The 17,558-nt window shown below is 67.9% G+C and carries 17 protein-coding genes; 11 read left to right on the top strand and 6 right to left on the bottom strand.

Annotated features, from left to right (window positions below; genetic code table 11):
* Nucleotides 1-18 precede the first annotated feature (18 nt).
* On the bottom strand, nt 19-1,467 hold the full coding sequence (locus LJE69_RS19690; protein WP_296927767.1) for a cytochrome ubiquinol oxidase subunit I: 1,449 nt from the start codon (nt 1,465-1,467) through the stop codon (nt 19-21).
* A 588-nt stretch (nt 1,468-2,055) separates the two neighbouring features.
* Here LJE69_RS19690 and rpsT point away from each other — a divergent pair.
* The 4 genes from rpsT to LJE69_RS19670 all read left to right on the top strand — a co-directional run bounded on the left by rpsT (nt 2,056) and on the right by LJE69_RS19670 (nt 4,773).
* Entirely contained in the window at nt 2,056-2,319 is a 264-nt protein-coding gene (rpsT, locus tag LJE69_RS19685; protein ID WP_296927766.1) for a 30S ribosomal protein S20, read from the top strand.
* A gap of 95 nt (nt 2,320-2,414) precedes the next feature.
* Complete coding sequence (locus LJE69_RS19680) at nt 2,415-2,768, top strand: cupin domain-containing protein (RefSeq protein WP_296927765.1); 354 nt, start codon at nt 2,415-2,417, stop codon at nt 2,766-2,768.
* Nucleotides 2,769-2,792: 24 nt separating this feature from the next.
* Nucleotides 2,793-3,890: a hypothetical protein gene (locus LJE69_RS19675; protein ID WP_296927764.1), complete on the top strand. Its 1,098-nt coding sequence runs from the start codon at nt 2,793-2,795 to the stop codon at nt 3,888-3,890.
* Between the two features lie 262 nt (nt 3,891-4,152).
* Nucleotides 4,153-4,773 carry a GNAT family N-acetyltransferase gene (locus LJE69_RS19670; protein ID WP_296927763.1) on the top strand — a complete coding sequence of 207 codons (621 nt, stop codon included), beginning with the start codon at nt 4,153-4,155 and terminating at the stop codon, nt 4,771-4,773.
* Nucleotides 4,774-4,857: 84 nt separating this feature from the next.
* Here LJE69_RS19670 and LJE69_RS19665 read toward each other — a convergent pair whose 3' ends face one another.
* Together LJE69_RS19665 and LJE69_RS19660 are read right to left on the bottom strand one after the other, a co-directional pair.
* The gene (locus LJE69_RS19665; protein WP_296927762.1) at nt 4,858-6,345 is read right to left on the bottom strand and encodes a carotenoid oxygenase family protein; all 1,488 of its coding nucleotides are present in this window, start codon (nt 6,343-6,345) and stop codon (nt 4,858-4,860) included.
* Between the two features lie 353 nt (nt 6,346-6,698).
* Nucleotides 6,699-7,130: a YajD family HNH nuclease gene (locus LJE69_RS19660; RefSeq protein WP_296927761.1), complete on the bottom strand. Its 432-nt coding sequence runs from the start codon at nt 7,128-7,130 to the stop codon at nt 6,699-6,701.
* Nucleotides 7,131-7,362: 232 nt separating this feature from the next.
* On the opposite strand from LJE69_RS19660, the gene LJE69_RS19655 reads away from it, so the two are divergent.
* The 4 genes from LJE69_RS19655 to LJE69_RS19640 all read left to right on the top strand — a co-directional run bounded on the left by LJE69_RS19655 (nt 7,363) and on the right by LJE69_RS19640 (nt 13,158).
* Complete coding sequence (locus LJE69_RS19655) at nt 7,363-8,814, top strand: carotenoid oxygenase family protein (RefSeq protein ID WP_296927760.1); 1,452 nt, start codon at nt 7,363-7,365, stop codon at nt 8,812-8,814.
* A gap of 411 nt (nt 8,815-9,225) precedes the next feature.
* The gene (locus LJE69_RS19650; RefSeq protein WP_296927759.1) at nt 9,226-10,827 is read left to right on the top strand and encodes a penicillin-binding protein 2; all 1,602 of its coding nucleotides are present in this window, start codon (nt 9,226-9,228) and stop codon (nt 10,825-10,827) included.
* Nucleotides 10,828-11,122: 295 nt separating this feature from the next.
* A complete protein-coding gene (locus tag LJE69_RS19645) occupies nt 11,123-12,481 on the top strand; it encodes an FtsW/RodA/SpoVE family cell cycle protein (RefSeq protein WP_296927758.1) in 1,359 nt (452 codons plus the stop codon).
* A 392-nt stretch (nt 12,482-12,873) separates the two neighbouring features.
* Nucleotides 12,874-13,158 (top strand): N-6 DNA methylase, encoded by a 285-nt coding sequence (locus LJE69_RS19640; protein WP_367114719.1) that lies wholly within the window; start codon nt 12,874-12,876, stop codon nt 13,156-13,158.
* A 106-nt stretch (nt 13,159-13,264) separates the two neighbouring features.
* On the opposite strand, the gene LJE69_RS19635 is transcribed toward LJE69_RS19640, so the two are convergent.
* Entirely contained in the window at nt 13,265-13,699 is a 435-nt protein-coding gene (locus tag LJE69_RS19635) for a hypothetical protein (protein WP_296927757.1), read from the bottom strand.
* A gap of 330 nt (nt 13,700-14,029) precedes the next feature.
* Here LJE69_RS19635 and LJE69_RS19630 point away from each other — a divergent pair, with 330 nt between their 5' ends.
* Genes LJE69_RS19630 through LJE69_RS19620 form a run of 3 tightly spaced genes read left to right on the top strand, consistent with a single transcriptional unit; the run spans nt 14,030 to nt 15,853 of the window.
* Nucleotides 14,030-15,043, top strand: a complete 1,014-nt coding sequence (locus tag LJE69_RS19630) for a helix-turn-helix transcriptional regulator (RefSeq protein ID WP_296927756.1) — start codon at nt 14,030-14,032, stop codon at nt 15,041-15,043.
* Complete coding sequence (locus LJE69_RS19625; RefSeq protein ID WP_296927755.1) at nt 15,040-15,396, top strand: DUF4258 domain-containing protein; 357 nt, start codon at nt 15,040-15,042, stop codon at nt 15,394-15,396. Before LJE69_RS19630 ends, LJE69_RS19625 begins: the two co-directional genes overlap by 4 nt.
* Nucleotides 15,386-15,853 carry a hypothetical protein gene (locus LJE69_RS19620; RefSeq protein WP_296927754.1) on the top strand — a complete coding sequence of 156 codons (468 nt, stop codon included), beginning with the start codon at nt 15,386-15,388 and terminating at the stop codon, nt 15,851-15,853. Before LJE69_RS19625 ends, LJE69_RS19620 begins: the two co-directional genes overlap by 11 nt.
* 158 nt (nt 15,854-16,011) lie before the next feature.
* On the opposite strand, the gene LJE69_RS19615 is transcribed toward LJE69_RS19620, so the two are convergent.
* Both LJE69_RS19615 and LJE69_RS19610 read right to left on the bottom strand, forming a co-directional pair.
* Nucleotides 16,012-16,947, bottom strand: coding sequence for an Rpn family recombination-promoting nuclease/putative transposase (locus LJE69_RS19615; RefSeq protein ID WP_296927753.1), 936 nt, complete (start codon nt 16,945-16,947; stop codon nt 16,012-16,014).
* Nucleotides 16,948-16,989: 42 nt separating this feature from the next.
* On the bottom strand, nt 16,990-17,322 hold the full coding sequence (locus LJE69_RS19610; RefSeq protein ID WP_296927752.1) for a UPF0175 family protein: 333 nt from the start codon (nt 17,320-17,322) through the stop codon (nt 16,990-16,992).
* Between the last annotated feature and the right edge of the window lie 236 nt (nt 17,323-17,558).

The following is a 17,558-nucleotide window of genomic DNA, read 5'->3' as shown; positions in this document are numbered from 1 at the left end:
GGCCATGTCCTCCGCCTGCTACACCAAGTCGTGACGTGGCGCCGACGTCGCCGCGGGCGGCTCGAAGCCACCGCCGGCGGCGCCGAGCGGGCGGCTCGGCGTCACGCCGGTCTCTTCGCCAGGTTCCGTCGGCGCGCCGCCGGGGCCTTCGAGACCGGCGCGCAACAGCCGGTAGATGTACAGGGTGCCGGCAGAGAAGATCAGCGCGTACACGGCCACGTAGGCCAGCAGCGAGATCAGCGCCGCGGCGCCGTTCAGGCTCGGCGTCACGGCATCCGCGGTGCGCAGCAGCCCGTACACCACCCAGGGCTGGCGGCCCACCTCGGCGGTGAACCAGCCCGTGAGCACGGCGATGAAGCCGCTCGGGAAGCTCAGAAAGGTCGCCCAGAGGAACCAGCGCGGTGCGCGCCCCGGATCCCGGAACCTGTGCAGGGCCATGAGCAAGACACCGGTCCAGGCAATGACCAGCATCAGCACCCCGAGACCCACCATGATGCGGAAGCTGTAGAAGGGGATCAGAAACGACGGCCGGTCGTCCTTGGGCACGGTCACGATGCCGGGCTCCTTCGAGGTGAAATTGCCCCGGTCCACGAAGCTGCCGAGCTTCGGGACGCTGAGCTGCCAGGCGTTGCGCTGTGCCGCCGCGTCCGGCCACGCGAACAGCACCAGGCTCGCCGGCTGCTCGGTCTGCCAGCGCCCCTCGATGGTGGTGAACTTTGAGGGCTGGTACTTCGCCGTGTACTCGCCGTTGAGATGGCCGAAGGCGATCTGCACCGGAATCAGCACCGCCGCCAGCCCGAGCCCCATCCCGAGCATGGTGCGGGCCTCCGCGTGGTGCCGGTGGCGCAGCATGTACCAGGCGCCGGTGGCGGCGACGCAGAAGGCCGTGGTCAGGTACGCCGCCAGCAGCATGTGCGGGAAGCGCACCCAGAGCACCTCGTTGAACAGGATTCGCGTCCAGTCGCTGGGAATCGCGTCGGGGCCGGCCATGGCGTGGCCCAGGGGCACCTGCATCCAGCTGTTGTTGGCCAGGATCCAGAACGTGGACAAGGTGGTGCCGATTGCAACCATCAGCGTGGAGGCGAAATACGCCCAGGGCGGCACGCGGTCGCGTCCGAACATCAGCACCCCGAAGAAGGTCGCCTCCAGCAGGAAGGCGGTGAAGGTCTCGTACGCCAGGAGCGGCCCCATGATGGGGCCGGTGCGGGTGGCGAGCTGGCTCCAGTTGGTGCCGAACTGGAAGGCCATGACCACGCCTGAGACGACGCCCATGCCGAAGGCGACCGCGAAGACCCGGAGCCAGAACGCGAACAACCGCCGGTAGCGCGGGTTGCCGGTGGCGAGATGCAGGCCCTCCAGGGTCGTCAGCCACGCCGCGAGACCGATGGTGAAGGCCGGAAAGATGATATGAAACGACACCGTAAACGCGAACTGGGCGCGTGAGAGCGCCAGCGGGTCGAGATCCATGCACGCCTCCGTGGGGCCTTGGGCTTTGGGTGCGAGCTGCGACTGGGCCTTGGCCGGTCGCCCAGGAAGTGAGGGGCGATGCTGCCAGCTCAACGCCCTGGTGGTGAAAGGCCGTCGGCAGTAGACCGGCGGCTCGGGCCTCGGTCCCGGCTACGGGCGTGGCGAGGTCTGCTCATCGTTGTCGTCGTCGAATCGTTGGCATCGATTACGACAACGAGCAGGCAAAGTGCAACGACAAACTTGACTTATCTGCAAGCATTCGGCGCTCTCAAGCAAGCCAGTGTCTCGACAGAGGCTTACATGCGGGTCGAGGCCCTGATGCCGCGCCCCCGGCATCGAGCCGGGCACGCGGGGAGCCGGCTGAAAGCCGGGGCTCCCGGCGGGCCGTGCCGGTAGCGTGCGGCCCGGTGCGGCGCAATGCTCGGGGATGACCCAGGCTCGGAGCTCAGCTGGTTGCGTTGACACGGAGCGGGCTTCCAGCCAAACTACGCGATTCGGCAGTGTCCGCTTGCCCACTTCTTCGCGCCCGGCTGCGCATTGCGCCGGCGCTTCCGTGACAAAGACATCAGGATTCTCTCAGGAGCAGCCATGGCCAATTCCGCACAAGCCCGCAAGCGCGCCCGCCAGGCGGAGCAGCACCGCCAGCGCAACGCCGCACAGCGCAGCACCCTGCGCACCGCTATCAAAAAAGTGCTGAAGGCGCTGCGCGCCGGCGACAAGACCGCCGCGGACGCCGCCTACAAGGCCGCCGTGCCGGTCATCGACCGCGCCGCCGGCAAGGGCTTGATCCACGCCAACAAGGCCGCGCGCCACAAGAGCCGCTTGAACGCTCGCCTCAAGGCCGCCAGCTGAGGGCAGGGGCTGAGGCCACGGGCTTCAGACTGCCGCCTCACGCCGCCCGCCCCCGCCCCCTCGGGCAGCGTGCATCACACGGGCACACGCGCTCCGTGCCCCCGCAGTCGCACAAGCCGCCGCACAACCTGTTCGCGGCACTGCCGGCGCCGGACACCGGCGAGCACTTCGAGACCCTCGCGGCGTCCGGCTGCGTGCGCGTCGAGCGCATCGTCAGCAGCCCGCATCCCGAGCCCGTACTGTACGACCAGGATGGCGACGAATGGGTCTTGCTGCTCCAGGGTGAGGCGACGCTGGACCTCGATGGTGAGCCAGTGACCTTGCAGGCTGGCGATCACCTCTTGATCCCCGCCCACCTGCCGCATCGTGTCCTTGCGACGTCCGACGTCCCGCGCTGCGTCTGGGTTGCGGTGCACGTGCTGCCGCAACGCGACGCGCCCGCCGCCTAGCGTGGCGCCGCGCGCTTAACACGCATGCCGGGGCATCTTTTCATCGCCGCAACCGCGCACGGCTATGGCCACGTCGCCCAAGTGAGTGCCGTGGCGCATGGCCTGCGCCGCCGTGACCCGAGCTTGCGCATCACCTTGGCCGCTACCGTCGATACCGGCTTCCTCCGGGAGCGCCTGCCCTCCGGCGTCGAGGTGCTGGATCGGGCGCTGGACGTGGCCCTGCCCATGGACGGGCCGCTCCGGGTGCAGTGGGAAGCCGGGCTCGAGGTCTATGCCGCCTTCGACGCCGAGCACGAGCGCCATCTTGCCGCACAGCGTGCGCTGCTTGCCGAATTGCGCCCGGACCTGGTGCTGGCGGATATCCCCTGGCTGCCGCTGGCGGCGGCACGAGCGCTGGGCATCCCGGCGGCGGGGCTTTGCTCGCTGAGCTGGCTCGACATCCTTGCCGAAGGCCCCGTGGGGGCGCGGCTGCCGGCGGCGCTCGCGGCGCACATGCGCGACGCCTACGCGGGCGCCGAGCTGTTTCTGCGTCCGGCGCCGTCCATGCCCATGGCCTGGCTGCCGAACGGGCGGGACATCGGCCCCATCGCCGCGGTGCGCCCGCGTGACCCCGCCGGGCTGCGGCGGCGCCTGGGCGTGGCGGCCGACACGCGGTTGGTCCTGATGCAGTTCGGCGGCGCCGGTTCGCTGCGCCCGCCGTTGGATATGCCACTGCCGCCGAAGACGCTGCTGCTGACACCTGTTCCGGAACTCGCCGAGCGGCCCGACACGGTGCTGGTGGGCCCCGCCGCGGGCCCGGAGGCGCTTGCGGTGACGGACGTGCTCGCCTCCTGCGACGCGATCATCACCAAGCCCGGCTACGGCACCTTCGCCGAGGCCGCCTGCCACGGCATTCCGGTGCTGTCGGTGCCCCGCGGCGACTGGCCAGAGGAGCCGCACCTGGACCAGTGGCTCGCGCGGCAGGTGCCCTTCCGCAGCCTGCCCCTCGCCGAGCTCGCCGCCGGGCACCTCGCAGCGCCGCTGGCCGAGCTGCTCGCGGCGGGTCCGGCCGAGCCGGTGCCCGCGACCGGCGTCGACGAGGCGGTAGAACTGCTCGCCCCCTGGCTCCCCATCGCCCCCTAACCCGGCCCGCAGCGCACACGGCAACCGGGAGCGCCGGCATCCTGCCGGCAACTGGGAGCGCCGGCATCTTGCCGGCAACTGGGATCAAGGCCGTCTCACCGCCCCGCTGCGGCGGTCTCCCGACAAGCAGCACCAACCGGCCCCCACGCCAAGCGTCCACAATCCACCGGCGCTCTCTCCAACACCATCTTTCGTGGTATCCGCTGTCGCGAAAATCGCCTAAGGTCGCCGTATCGCCAGCCTTCTGCGAGCCGCCGCCAGCATGCCCGACGACATCCAGATCACCCGCGTCACCGGCGTTGCGCTGGACCAGTTCATTCCCGACCTGGCGCGGCTGCGTATCCGCGTCTTCCGTGACTATCCCTACCTCTACGACGGCGACGCCGAGTACGAGGCCAGGTATCTCGCCACCTACGCCCGTGCGAGCGGCAGCGTCGTCGTGCTCGCCCGCGACGGCGAGCGCATCGTCGGCGCCTCCACCGCGCTGCCGCTGGCGGAGGAGACCGACGCGGTGCAGACACCGTTCCTCGCCGCCGGTTACGACCCGCGTCAGGTGTTCTATCTGGGCGAATCGGTGCTGTTGCCCGAGTACCGCGGCCGCGGCATCGGCGTGAGGTTCTTCGAGGAGCGGGAGGCGCACGCCCGCGCGCTGGCGACGGACCCCGCGAGCGGCTTCGGCCCGCTCACCCGGCTCGCGTTCTGCGCCGTGGAGCGTGCCGCCGACGACCCGCGCCGCCCGTCCGGCTACCAGCCGCTGGACGGCTTCTGGCGGAACCGCGGCTATAGCCGGCAGCCGGCGCTGCGCACCGAATTCAGTTGGAAAGAGATCGGCGAGGCGGCGGAATCGCCGAAGCCGATGGTGTTTTGGTTGAAGGCGGCGTAGCTGCCCACCGCGGAGTTTGGCGCTGGTCGCGCTCAGTGTCTAAGCCAGCGTAAGGTATCAGTGGTGATGGGGCAGGTCGCGGCTTCACGCGCGGCGCGCGAGCGAGAGCTCCGCGCGCGGCACCCAGCACCCATGAAATCCAAGAGGCACGGCATGCGGCAGCGGCGCGGTGGCCTGAATCGACAGGTCCGCGGCGCGCAGCACCACGAGGTCGGTGCGGCCCTGGCCGGCGCGGCAGACCAGGCTGAGCAACCAGCCCTCCTCGCCGCCCGCGCCTGGCACCAGCATGGGCTCGCCGGCGAGGTCGAGACCGAAGTCGCGGGTGGTGAGCGCGCCGGTCTCGGTGTCCAGCCGCTGGATGGCGCTGAAATAAGGCGCACGCCGTCCCGGCGGTGCGCCGACGCCGTAGAGAATGCGCCGCGGCGCGCCAAGAGCGGCGGGCGCGCCGACGGGCAGCTCGAAGGCGGGGCTGTCCGCGTCCGTGCCGAGGCTCAGGCGCTCGCAGCGTTGCCGCATCGGGTCCAGTAGCAGTCGCTCCAGGCGCGGTGCGGCGCCCTCCGGCGGGTCGTGGAACAAGGCTTCCAGCGCATCGAGCGCCGGGTAGCTGCCGTAACGGACCACGTCCAGCACCACGCGCCCCGCAGCGTCGTCGAAGGCTTGGGCGACGTGGAAGACGAAGCCGGGCGGACCGGTGAGCAGCCGCGGTGTCGCCGTGCCCGGCTCACGCGGCAGCATCAGCACCTGCATAGGCCGCTCGGTGGCGATGGAGAGCGAGCCTACCGCGGTGGTGAGGCCCAGCGTGGCGCGCGGGATGTCGAAGTCCGCCCGCGGCAGCAGAAAGCACAGCCAGTGCCGGGTGACGCCGAGGTCGTGCACGAAGCTGAAGCGGGGGAGCGCGTGCTGGCCCGGCTCGTCCATGCGCCCGTCCGGCCCCACGCGGTAGAGCATAATCTGGTTCGGCGAGCCGGAAACGAGGCCGAAGTTGTACAGCTCCCCGGTCTCGCCGTCGATGTGCGGGTGGGCCGAGAACGGCAGCAGCGGCGCCAGCCAGCGGCCAATCAGGGAGAACGCGTTGTCCAGCCTGCCGTCGAAGTCCTCGGTGCCCAGGGTGGCCAGCGTCACGGGGTCGAGCCGATGCGGCGGGCCGCCCTCCCAGAGCGCCAGCAGCCGGCCGGCGTGCCATCGGACACTGGTGTTGGCGGCGTTCTTGAACGTGAGCCGCAGCAGATTCGCCGGCAGGCCGCCGGGCAGGTTGGTGCCGAAGCTGCGGTAGCGCATCCGACCGGCGCGCTCCTCCTCGACGAATTCCTTGGTGCGGACGAAGCGGTTGGTGTAGCGCACGGCGCCGCCGCCGAGGTCGAGCCGGGTGACGTGCCCGTCGCCGTCGAAGGGGTGCCGATAGCGATGGCCGCCGCGCTCGAAGCGGCCGGGGCCGTTGCGGAAGTAGACGCCGTCGATGGCTGCCGGCAACTCACCCTGCACCGCGAGCGTGACATCCGTGAATTCCTCGGTAACCGTGGTGCTGGTGGCCTCCGTCAGTCCGCGGAGCATGTCGGTGGCGGAAAGGTCCATGCTGAACGGCTCCGAGGGTCAAGTTTGAGGGTGGCGGGAATAAGAGACGGCAGGATGCCAACGTTTGTGGGTAGGCTCCCGGTGCACCAGCGCGCAAGTCCCCGGGCCGTCTCGAGTCGTGGTCGTGGTCTTCACGATGCGGATATGCGACCAGCCAAGACGGTGGAGACGCTCTGAGAGTATGAAAGTACTCGGTGTAGGTCCGGCTAGCGATCGCGTAGCCCGACGATCAGGCGGCGACGGCAGGCACTCGGTCGGGCTTCGTTCCTTTGCCCGACCAACCGGGAGTACCTGCCGCGTCTTCGCGTCGTCGCGTGAGCCCTTCTTCCGATCGGCGTCAGCCGACCCGCTGCTCAGTCCTTCTTCAGCAGATCCGCGAGTCCGTCGAACGGCCGATGTGTCGTCGTCTTGGCTTTTGATCCTTCGCCGGGCGCATCGTTCGCATTCGGATCACGGCCGGCGGCGATTGCGGCCATGCGCTCCTCGAACTTCTGGTGCTCGTTGTCGTGGCAGTACAGGCAGAGCAGCTCCCAATTGCTGCCGTCGGCGGGATTGTTGTCGTGGTCCATGTCCTTGTGGTGGACGGTCAGCTCGCGCAGGTTGCTGCGATCGAAGCTGCGCCCGCAGCGCCCGCACACCCAAGGATAGAGCTTCAGCGCCTGCTCGCGGTAGCCCGCGGCGCGCTCGTCGCTGGCCCGCCGCGCGGACGCGACGATGCGATCGAGCTTGTCGGTGTCGATGGCACGGCCGGTCCTGCCGTGGCGGGGTGGGTTGCTGGGACTCATGGTGGACTCCGGGGAAGCGGTAATAGCTTGATTCTATGAGTTGGCCGCGGATGCCGCCATGGGGGGGTTGTGCGAAGTGCGGGGTGCGGGGTGCGGGCTACCGAGCGGGAAGGGTGCGGCGTCCACCACACGCCGGTGCAATATGCCGCGCACTTCGCACTTCGCACTCCGCACTTCGCACGCCAACCTCCGGTATCCTGATTACCCCGAGCCCAATCGCCACGCCCAGCCCATGTCCGAAACGCCCCTCTGGTCCGGTTGCGTCACCCGCCCGGCGCGGGAGTTTTCCACCACCCATCTGCACGCCACCCGGGGCGCGGTGCCCGCGGGCCTGCGCGGCACCCTGTATCGCAATGGGCCCGGGCGGCTGGAGCGGGGCGGAAGGCGCATGGGGCATTGGTTCGACGGGGACGGCGCGGTGCTGGCGGTGCGCTTCGCGGACGGCGCCGCGGAGGCGACCTACCGCTACGTGCAAACCGCGGGCTATCGCCACGAGGCCGAGCAGGACCGCCTGCTTTATGGCAACTACGGCATGACCGCCCCCGGGCCGTTCTGGAACCAGTTGCGCCGGCCGCTCAAGAATGCCGCCAACACCTCGGTCATCGCCCTTAGGGACCGGCTGCTGGCCCTATGGGAGGGCGGCAAGCCGCACGCGTTGGACCTGCAGACGCTGGCGACCCTCGGCGAGGCCGACCTCGCCGGCCCCGCCGGCCGGCTGGAGGGTGCCGAGCCCTTCTCCGCCCACCCGAAGCGCGACCCGGACAGCGGTCACGTCTACAACTTCGGCGTCGAGATCCCGGGCCGCCATGCCCGGCTGGTAATCTACCGCTGCGACCCGACGGGTCGGTTGCTGGCCAAGCGAGACTCCGCCCTGGACGGCGTGCCCTTAATCCACGATTGGGTCATGGCCGGGCCGTACCTGGTGTTCCTGGTGCCGCCGGTGCGCATTGGCGTCATGGGGGTGTTGTTCGGGCTCAAGAGCTACAGCGAGGCCATGGCCTGGCGCCCGGAGCTGGGCACGCAGATTTTGGTGTTCGACCGCAAGACCCTGGAGCTCGTCGCTCGCGGCGAGACCGAGCCGTTTTTCCAATGGCACTTTGGCAACGGCGCTGCCGCCGCGATGGATCGCGACGACGACGATGGCTGGCTGACGCTGGACTTCGCCCGCTACCCGGACTTTGGCACCAACGAGCACCTGCGCGAGGTGGCCAGCGGCCGCACCACCACGCCGGCGCGCGCGACCCTCTGGCGCATGACGCTGGACCCCGAGACGGCGCGTGTCGAGGAACTGGCGGAGATGAGTGGCCAGTCGGTCGAGTTCCCGATGGTGCCGCCGGGCGAGGTCGGCCGCCCCTGGCAGCGCACCTACATGGCCGCTCACCGCAGCGGCACCGACAGCACCACCGAGCGCTATGACACCCTGGCCTGCTTCGACCACGCGCGGGATCAGCTCGCGGTTGCGGACCTCGGCGACGGCCGCTATCCATCGGAGCCGATGGTGGTGGCGGATGCCGACGATCCCGCGCGGCAGTGGCTGCTCAGCGTCGTCTGCAATGGCGAGGCGCTCGAGTCGGAGGTCTGGATCTACGCCGCCGACCACCTGGCCGACGGCCCGGCGTGTGTGCTGGCCCTGCCGGACCTGGTGCCGCTCGGCTTCCATGGCTGCTGGCGACCGGCGCCATAGAAACGCGATCAGCCATTGATGTAGCACCTCTTGTGGGAGCGGCACTCTTGGTGCCGCGACCGGCGCCAAGGCAGCACGCCACGCCCTGCGCAACCGCCAAGAAACCTCCCAGCCGTCGTCGCGCGGCGAGTTAAGCCCTCTACTGTCGGGTTACGCTATCGAGACCGTGAGAGTATTGCTCGCAACTCCAGAAACGAGCCGATCGTAGGTCGGGTTAGCGCAGCGTAACCCGACTACACCGAATATTTGCACAGTCTCTATCCCTAACCCGACCAAGATCCGCTTCATTTCGGCGTTGCGACCAATACTTGCCCAACCTCCATCGCGTCGACCCTCGGTGTCCGACCTGACTCGACGCAGACCTCCCGCCGTACATCGCTCGAACGCCGTACCCGCCAACCACGCCGGCCGATGGACCTGCTGAACACCCTGTTCCAATCCGCACCCTGGGGGCCGCTGCGCATCGGCCTGCACGTGGTCTTCCTGCTCGCGGCGGTCTACGTGCTCAAACAGGCGTTGGACCTGCGCGCGGTGACGGCGCTGAAGCACCTGGCCAAGCCGCGCGCTGGTTTCGGCATCGCCGCCGTGCTGGTGCTGGTCGGCTTTGGTGCCGTGCTGGTGCACCAGGCCACCTGGCAGCTCTTCGGCACGACGCGCCCGGCGTTCGTCGCCTTCATGCAGTTGCACGACCGGCGCCAGTTCAACCCGGCGCACTGGATTCAGCGCGGGCGCATCCTCGGCGCCGCCGGCACCGTGCTTGCCGAGACCCGAGCGGTGCAGACCTCGCAAGGTGTCGCGGCGCAGCGCTACTACCCGTTTGGCCCGGACTTCGCGCACGTGGTGGGCTATGCGGACCCACGCTTCGGCGCATCGGGCATCGAGGCTGCCGCCAACGTGCAGCTCAACGGCGGCAACCCGGACTCGTGGCAGGACTGGGGCGAGATCGGCCGGCAGGTGCTGACCCAGGCCAAGCGCCCGAAGGGCAGCGATGTCACCCTGACCCTGGATGCGGCGTTGCAGCGCCTCGCCATGGAGCGCCTCGGCGATCGCGCCGGCGCGGTTGTAGTGCTGCGCCCGCAGGACGGCGCCGTGCGCGTGCTGGCCAGCTCGCCGTCCTTCGACCCGAACCACATCGATGCCGACATGTTCCTGCGCGCGGACCCGCGCGCGCGGCTCCTGAATCGCGCCACCGCCGGCCTCTACCCGCCCGGGTCCACCTTCAAGGTGGTCGTCGCCGCGGAGGCCCTGGACCGGGGCTTCAGCGGGCGCATTGACTGCCCGGCAGACGGCTGGACCACCTCCGGGCGCTATCGCAAGATCCGCGACCACGAGTACTACGAGGCCCGCCGCGCCGGGCGCACCTGGCGCGGGCACGGGCGCATTGGACTGGATACCGGGCTCATCGAGTCGTCCAACGTCTTCTTCGCGCAGCTCGGTGTCTATCTCGGCCACGATGCCTTTCGCGCCACCACCAAGCGCTTCCTGTTCAACGGGCGCATCAGCATCGGCGCCGGGCATTCGCGCCAGCAGTTCATGCGCACCGGGCGCATCCCGCGCATCGCGACCTCGGACCGCTACGGCCTCGCCCAGGCGTCCATCGGCCAGGGCAAGGTGCTGGCCACGCCGGCACAGATGGCGCTGATCGCCGCGGCCGTGGCCAACGACGGCGTCGCCGTGCGCCCGCGGCTCATCGCCGGCGAGGCACCCGCCGTGGTGGGCCGCTTCATGCGACCGGATACCGCCCGGCGGCTGCGCCGCATCCTGCGCAGGGTCGTGGTCGAGGGCACCGGGCGCGGCATCGACACCCCGGGGCTCGCCATCGCCGGCAAGACCGGCACCGCTGAGAACCCGTTCGGTGCGACGCATAGCTGGTTCATCGGCTTTGCGCCCGCGGACCGGCCCGCGCTGGCCTTCGCCGTCCTCGTCGAGCATGGCGGCTATGGCTCCACGGCAGCGGCGCCCATCGCGCGGGACCTGATGGTGCTGGCCAAGCAGCGCGGACACCTGCCGTGAGCCCCGGCCAAACCCGGGTTCTTGACCTGACGAGGCATTGCCTGAGTAGGGTGGGCAAAGCGATAGCGTGCCCACCAGGTCGTCACGCGAACCAACTGAACGATGGGCACGCTTCGCTTTGCCCATCCTACGCCGAGAACCGCTCCGGCCAAGGGGCAAAAAATACTGGCCCGGTCTCGGTAGCCCTGTCAGGTGTTCCGGGGCGCTCCCGCGCCCCGTGCAGCCCCGAGCTGGGCGCGCGCGCGTCAACCCGAGCCCCGGCACATCCCTGATCTGCATCGCCCCTAAGCACAGCATGGCCAAACCCGCCCGATCCGAGACATTCACCGAGCGCTGGGACGCCCGCGCACCGGAACGGCGCCTGCTGCTCTGGGTGCTGTTCGGCATCGGCGTCGGCTTCCTGATGGTGCTGGGCGCGCTGCCCAAGGACGGCATTGCGGTGCGCGCGCTGGACCTGCTGCCGCCGCTGGGCTTCGTCCTATCCTTTTTCGCCGCGCACGCGCTGTTCGTCGCCGTCGGTTTCCGGGGCGATCAGCTCATGCTGGCGCTCGTGGCCTTCTTGGCTGGCATCGGGCTCTTGGCGCAGTTCCGCATGGGCGTCTATGCCGGCGACGTGCTCGGCGTCGCACACCTGGTGCTGCCTGTGGGCGTCGCGTTGCTGGCGCTGGTGACTGTCGCGCTGATGGACGGGCGCTACAGGCCGCTGGCGGCGGCGCGCTGGTTCTGGGCCGTACTGTCGCTCGGCATCGTCGTCCTGGTGCTGGTGACCGGGCAGCGCTTCCGCGGCGCCGTCTACGGCGCCGGCTTCATCACGCCCACCGAGGGACTCAAGCTCAGCGTGGTGCTGTTCACCGCCGCCTTCATCGACCGCAACGCCAAGGCGCTGGCCAAGTGGCGCGGACCGATCCCGTTTCCGCTGCTGCGCCCGCTGTGGCCGCTGGCGCTGTTCGCGGCACTGCTGCTGGGGCTGTTGCTGGTGCAGCGAGACCTGGGGCTGGTGCTGATCCTGGGGCTGGCGATGTTGTTGCAGCTCACTGCCGGCACCAAGCGGGTCGGATACCTGGCCTACGGCGCCCTCGCCGCGAGCGCGGCGGGTCTTGCGGTGCTGGAATTCTTCAGCCACGGCCAGCGGCGCGTGGCGAGCTGGCTCGACCCTTTCAGCGACCCAACCGGCGCCGGCTGGCAGGTGCTGCAGGGCCTCTCTGGCATGTTCGCCGGCGGCCTCTGGGGCGAGGGGTTCAGCCAGGCGCGCCCGCGCTACACGCCCATCGCCGAAAGCGACTTCATCTACGCCGTCGTCGCCGAAGAGCTCGGCTTCATCGGCAGCGTGCTGCTGCTCATCTTCTTTGGGCTGCTCTGCTGGCGGCTCATCCTCATCGCCTCCCGCGCCAAATCGCCCTTCGGCATGCTCGCGGCCACCGGCATCGCCGCGGTGTTCAGCGTGCAGACCCTGCTCAACGTCGGCGGCGTCACCAAGGCCATCCCCATCACCGGCGTCACGCTGCCCTTCATCAGCCAGGGCGGCAGCAGCCTGCTCACCACCTGCATCGCGCTGGGCGTGGTGCTGGCCATCTCGGATGGGGAGCCGAAGGCGGTGCGGAAGAAGACCAAGCCCGCAACCGGGGGGCGGCGGCGAAGAGCTGCTACGAGTTGAGTATCACCGCCTTCGCATCGATCACGATTTCGGCCATCGCGACCCGTGGCCGGCGCATCGCCCGCCTTGTGCCCGCCGGGCCACCGGAGCGCGTCTAAGGTCTCCGAGCTGAACGCGATCTTCGCCCGTCTCCCGAAGCTCGGCGACGACGCGGAGACCTTTGAGCGCGATATCGCCGACGCGCACGCCGCGATCGTCCCGGATCGCGACCCCTTGGACGACTGACCCGACGCCGACGACTTCCGCCGCGTCCCCGGTCTGGAAGTCCTGCCCTTCGTGCAGCCCGACAATATCGGCGGCGCGCGCTCGAAACCATGAACCTCAGCACCACCATCAAGTCCATCCAGGACATTTAGCGCCATGACGACGGCGTTGACGGCGACGCCCAGTGCATCCGCGGCATCGAGAAAAAACAGCTCCCGCACCTGCTCTGCACCACCAACCTGATGCTCCACTGCATCGAGGTGCCGAGCACGATCGAGCAGCGCAACACATTGCAGCAGCCATCGAATAGTTGGACCAAGCGGGACCGGGTAGACTGTGCCATCAGCAACCCACCCTTCGGCAGCATCGTGCGCGACACCGTCGGCTTCAACCAATCTCGCCTCGAAAAGTTAAGCGGCGTGGTAGACAACGGCACTGGCAGCGATCCGGCTCGAAGCCGACGCGGTATGTAGAGGGGCAGACCGTCGGCTGTCGGCCATAAAGAGACATCGCTCGTTCGGCTCCCATCGGCAGCAGTGTTCGACAAAGCGGACATTGAGTGTCTGAGCAGCCAATCGGCTAGCTTCGGCTTTTCACTATCAAGAAAATAGAGCGAAGACCGCCGGCTTCTGCTTTGCCAGATGCCGGCACAGGGTCTTGGAGACCTGCGAACAGGTGTGGGTGCCGTCGAAGGGCGCGCGCCGTCGAGCGTGAACACCGCCGGGCGCTTGTAACGGAAATCCTCGTCGAGCCCATGCGGTACGCGCTGGTCCAGCGACTGGATGATGCGGACCTGATCTCACCGATGGGCCGCTCGCGCCCCTCCGCCGAGCCCGGCGCCTCCGGGGCGTCGAAGGTGCGGACCTGGGTGAACTCCTCCACCAGCCCGGACAGCCGCTCGGCGACGCCCTGAAACTCCGCCACCTGCTCGTTGAACGCGGTTTTGAAGCGCACGCCCTCGGCGAGCGCCTCAGCGCCATTTTGCTCGGTTTGCGACGCGATGTTTCGTGGCAACACGGGATGGGGTTGATCCCATTTTCAAAGATCGGCGCAGCCGGGTGTTCCGTTCCCGGAACGCCTTCGACTGAAACGCGGGTTGTTTGTCGACACCAGTCAAGAGGCCGGTGTTGTCGCGCGAAGGACGTCGATTGCGCCTCTTCGGACCAGCGGTCGAGCGGACGACGCCGGATTCGACGGTCATGGCGCCGTTTTAGCGCCGGGCACCAAGTCTCGAATCGAAGTTTACCAAGTGCCGTTAGATAGATTTTGGCGCCTAAACGTCCTTAGACTATCCTACGAAAACGCCTATAATTTCCTGCAACGGCACAAGACAGGAGATGCGCCATGACTGATCGTTTGAACCCGGACGCCCTGAAGTTCTACCGAAAGCAGAAGGGTTGGACCCAACAGAAACTCGCAGAGGCGACCCACCCCAGCCCGAGCAGGCGGCAGATCAGCCGCTGGGAGGTAGGCGATCAGATCGACAACATCCGGCAGAGCAATCGCGAACGGCTGTGCGAGGCCCTCGGCGTCGAGTGGGAGCAGTTGACGCGCCCCCCGAAGGAGAAGGACACGTTGAAGTTGTACAACCGCGTCCCGCTCAAGGGCGGCATCGACGGATCGGCACGGACCTTTCTCACCATCGTGCAATGGCACCTTGGCTTGACCGAAGACGCGATCCTCGACCTGGCCCCGCTGGCCGTTCTGATCCTTGCACAGCAGAGCTTGCTCGCACGAAAGACTGCCCTCGATGAGACCGTCGAGGCGTTGGAGGCTGCAACCGCAGAGGCGTGCCGGCGGTTACCGTACATGCCTGGCGCTTTCCGCTATGGTTACCACTACGAGTGGATTGAGGATGAGCGGAAGTCTCTGAAAGATCGAGAGTTACTGATGACGCACCAGGATGACGAAGGCAACGAATACTCGCCCTTCGTGAACTTCCTGGAAGATCAAATGAAGTCGCTTGGCTTGTTTAAGGCCGACCCGATCGATTTCTCGTTCAGCTATCGCGGCGCGACTCCGGACTATGCGGTCCCCGCACGCGTACTTGCGCCAATCGTCGACCTCGAACCGGACAATGATGCCGATCAGGAGATCCTTGAGAAGATTCAGGATGGGCGGATCGACCTACGCGACGTCGTAGAGAAGAAGAATACGGCTGAGCCAGAAGACTACCGCGGCTGGCTTGAGGAGCGGAACCGGGCGATAGCCGAAGAGCTCGCATCGCGCATCAAAATCCCGGAGGGCTTGTTGCTGCTCGCCGAACCTGCGGGAGAACGCCCATCGCACCTCGATACCGGGAGCACTTCTGACGAAGCGCCCGATGTTGAGAACACCAATACGGAGCAACGCACATGAATCTCAGCTTGACCCAACACGCCGAGTCCCGCATCCGCCAGCGCGGTCTGCGTGAATCCGATATCCCGATGATCGTCGATGCCGGCACGCCGGTGGATGACGACAGCCTGCTGCTGCTCGCGCACGACGTGGACCGGGAGATCCGTCGCCGCAAGCAGGAGATCAGCGCGCTGGAGCGATTGCGCGGCTGCCGGGTGGTGATCGCCGCCGACAAGGTCGTCACCGTTTATCGCCCTTCGCGTAGGACCGAGAAGCGCCTGTTGCGCGGCCAGCATCGTCACGCCGGTGCGAGCGACGCGAACCGAACCACCCGAGACACATCCTTCGCTGGAGACCACGCCAATGCTGCCTGATACCGTCGAACTCGCCACACTGCAAAACCAGCTCGCTGTCATGCAGCAGACCATTGCCAGCCTTCAGAAAGGGATGGAGACACCAGAACCGGTGCCGCAGACCCCTCCGACCCGCGCCCTGGCGTCGGGCTACCGGTTGTTCGGGCAGGATTTCCCGACTCGGTTTGCGAAGGACAGCTTCGTCGGCCTGTTCCGCCACTTCGCCGAGCTTGAACCGGCCTTCCCTGAACGGTTCCGGATCGCGGCGCGGAGCATCGGGCGCACCCGCCGCTATGTCGGTCGCACGCCGCAGGAGGTCTATCCGGGGCGCCCGGGGCTCTGGACGCACACTGAGCCGTTCGCACCCGGGTGGGTGGTGGGCACCAACGAGAGCGATGACAAGAAGCGCCAACTGCTGAAGCTGGCGTGCCAGGTCATGGGCCTGCGGTTCGGGCGCGATGTGCAGGTGTGGATGTAACGGACGAACTCGTGGGGCGGAGACCCGATGGGGGCGATCCGCCAACCGCGCCACTGCCGGAACCTCTGTAGCGTTCCATCCCAGGCTTCAGTCAATACCCGGATGCTCGAATCGACAGGCTCGTCACCGCCGGCTGACCAGTCGCTTCGCCCCGGGCATCAATGGAGCACCGCATCCACGGACTCGGCGACGAGGATGCGGTCGAGCCACTCCAGCAGCGTGTCGCTGTCGGCAGCCAGCACGCGCTCGCGGACGCTGTCGCTGGGCGGACCGAACTTGCGCTCGATCTGGCGCAGCAGGGCGGTTGCCTCACCGAGGCGTTGGCCTTTTTCAACGTAGCGGTCAATGAAAGTCTGCATAATCGGTTCTCCGGTAGAGGTCTGTTGCAGCAGTGCGCGGACGGTGGGCTCGTCGACCCGCTGGGTACCTTGGACGAAGTAGCGCAGCAGGGATTCCAGCACTTCGACCGCGGTGTCGCGGTCTTCGATCCGTTCGATCAGCGCCAGCAGCTCGCGCAGCCGCTCGACCGGCTGGGCGTCGAAGACCCAGCGCATGGCGAGCTGGACGAGACGTGTCAGCACCCGACCCTTGATCTCGGCATCGCTGGGGCCTGACAGGTCCACCAGCTGGTAGCCGAAGCTCGGTACGAACGGCTTTATCGAGTCCGGCAGCGGCTTGACCAGGCCCTGGAAGCCCGCCGGGGCCGTCCAAGGTCGGTCGCCATGATAGATCACCAGCGGATAGACCGGCGGCAGGTGCCGGGCCTTGGGGTGCTGCTTGCGGTATTGGTTGCCTTCGGCTGCGATGTAGCGCATGAGCTGGAGCGCCGTCCAGTGCTCGGCCCAGCTCTTGTGCTCGAACAGCAGGTAGACCGTCAATGTCTCGCCCCCGTAGCTGACCCGATAGACCAGGTCGGAGTATGCCGAGCGCAGGTCGGCGGAGACGTAGCTGTCTTTGCTGATCTCCAGCGTCGTCAGGTCCAGCCCGGCCAGCAGTGCCGACGGGAGCTGGCAGCGCAGGAAGTCGCAGGCCACCTCGCGCCGGGTGAAGCTCTCGCGGAAGAAGGTGTCGTGGGGCGAGGGGATGTTGTCCATGGGCTCTGAGCATAGGGTGGTGACGGCTCGGCGACCATCAGGTCAATCGGCGCATGGCCGACCTGCATGGTCGCGGGGTCCGACATTGGATGCTCGTCGACGATGATCACCGGCGGCTGCCTCGACGGCGGCAAGGTCCTGCGCCAGCTCCTCCGGCTCGACCTGGATGGCCAAGACGCCGAGCCTTCCCAACTCGCTCAGAAACGCGACCCGCGCCATGCCGACCAGTCGCGCGGCTTGGCCGGATGTCAGCTTGCCGGTCTCGAACAGCTTGGCGGCCATGGCCAGCCGTGCCTGTTGCTCGAATTCAGCGCGGCTCATGTGCAGGGCGTCGGGCAGGTTCTCGGGATACTCCAGCGATAGGGTGTTACGCATTGGTGATGCTCTATGCGGCGGCTATCGCTTCGGTCGCTATGCTGAACGGATCAGCGGCATCGTAGTAAACCATCATGGCTTGTCGGCGCAAGCCCGGACGCTGAGAGAGACGCCATCAAGGGCCTTGAGCTGGGAGACGACTGCGAACAGGTTCTCGACGCTTGGGTTGCCCTCGATGCTCAACATGCGCATCAGGCTCTCGGGGTGCATGTGCAGTTGCGCGGCGAGGGCCTTGA

Source organism: Thiohalocapsa sp., assembly GCF_022340605.1.
Classification (GTDB): domain Bacteria; phylum Pseudomonadota; class Gammaproteobacteria; order Chromatiales; family Chromatiaceae; genus Thiohalocapsa.
The sequence above is the reverse complement of the archived record's forward strand: the minus strand, read 5'-3'. Positions and strand labels throughout refer to the sequence as shown.

What these genes read in the sequence shown, in the direction of transcription:
- LJE69_RS19610 (WP_296927752.1), bottom strand. Translation starts at nt 17,322, where the DNA reads ATGCGTAACACCCTATCGCTGGAGTATCCCGAGAACCTGCCCGACGCC.
- LJE69_RS19690 (WP_296927767.1), bottom strand. Translation starts at nt 1,467, where the DNA reads ATGGATCTCGACCCGCTGGCGCTCTCACGCGCCCAGTTCGCGTTTACG.
- LJE69_RS19665 (WP_296927762.1), bottom strand. Translation starts at nt 6,345, where the DNA reads ATGGACCTTTCCGCCACCGACATGCTCCGCGGACTGACGGAGGCCACC.
- LJE69_RS19660 (WP_296927761.1), bottom strand. Translation starts at nt 7,130, where the DNA reads ATGAGTCCCAGCAACCCACCCCGCCACGGCAGGACCGGCCGTGCCATC.
- LJE69_RS19670 (WP_296927763.1), top strand. Translation starts at nt 4,153, where the DNA reads ATGCCCGACGACATCCAGATCACCCGCGTCACCGGCGTTGCGCTGGAC.
- rpsT (WP_296927766.1), top strand. Translation starts at nt 2,056, where the DNA reads ATGGCCAATTCCGCACAAGCCCGCAAGCGCGCCCGCCAGGCGGAGCAG.
- LJE69_RS19630 (WP_296927756.1), top strand. Translation starts at nt 14,030, where the DNA reads ATGACTGATCGTTTGAACCCGGACGCCCTGAAGTTCTACCGAAAGCAG.
- LJE69_RS19625 (WP_296927755.1), top strand. Translation starts at nt 15,040, where the DNA reads ATGAATCTCAGCTTGACCCAACACGCCGAGTCCCGCATCCGCCAGCGC.
- LJE69_RS19675 (WP_296927764.1), top strand. Translation starts at nt 2,793, where the DNA reads ATGCCGGGGCATCTTTTCATCGCCGCAACCGCGCACGGCTATGGCCAC.
- LJE69_RS19620 (WP_296927754.1), top strand. Translation starts at nt 15,386, where the DNA reads ATGCTGCCTGATACCGTCGAACTCGCCACACTGCAAAACCAGCTCGCT.
- LJE69_RS19645 (WP_296927758.1), top strand. Translation starts at nt 11,123, where the DNA reads ATGGCCAAACCCGCCCGATCCGAGACATTCACCGAGCGCTGGGACGCC.
- LJE69_RS19650 (WP_296927759.1), top strand. Translation starts at nt 9,226, where the DNA reads ATGGACCTGCTGAACACCCTGTTCCAATCCGCACCCTGGGGGCCGCTG.
- LJE69_RS19655 (WP_296927760.1), top strand. Translation starts at nt 7,363, where the DNA reads ATGTCCGAAACGCCCCTCTGGTCCGGTTGCGTCACCCGCCCGGCGCGG.
- LJE69_RS19615 (WP_296927753.1), bottom strand. Translation starts at nt 16,947, where the DNA reads ATGGACAACATCCCCTCGCCCCACGACACCTTCTTCCGCGAGAGCTTC.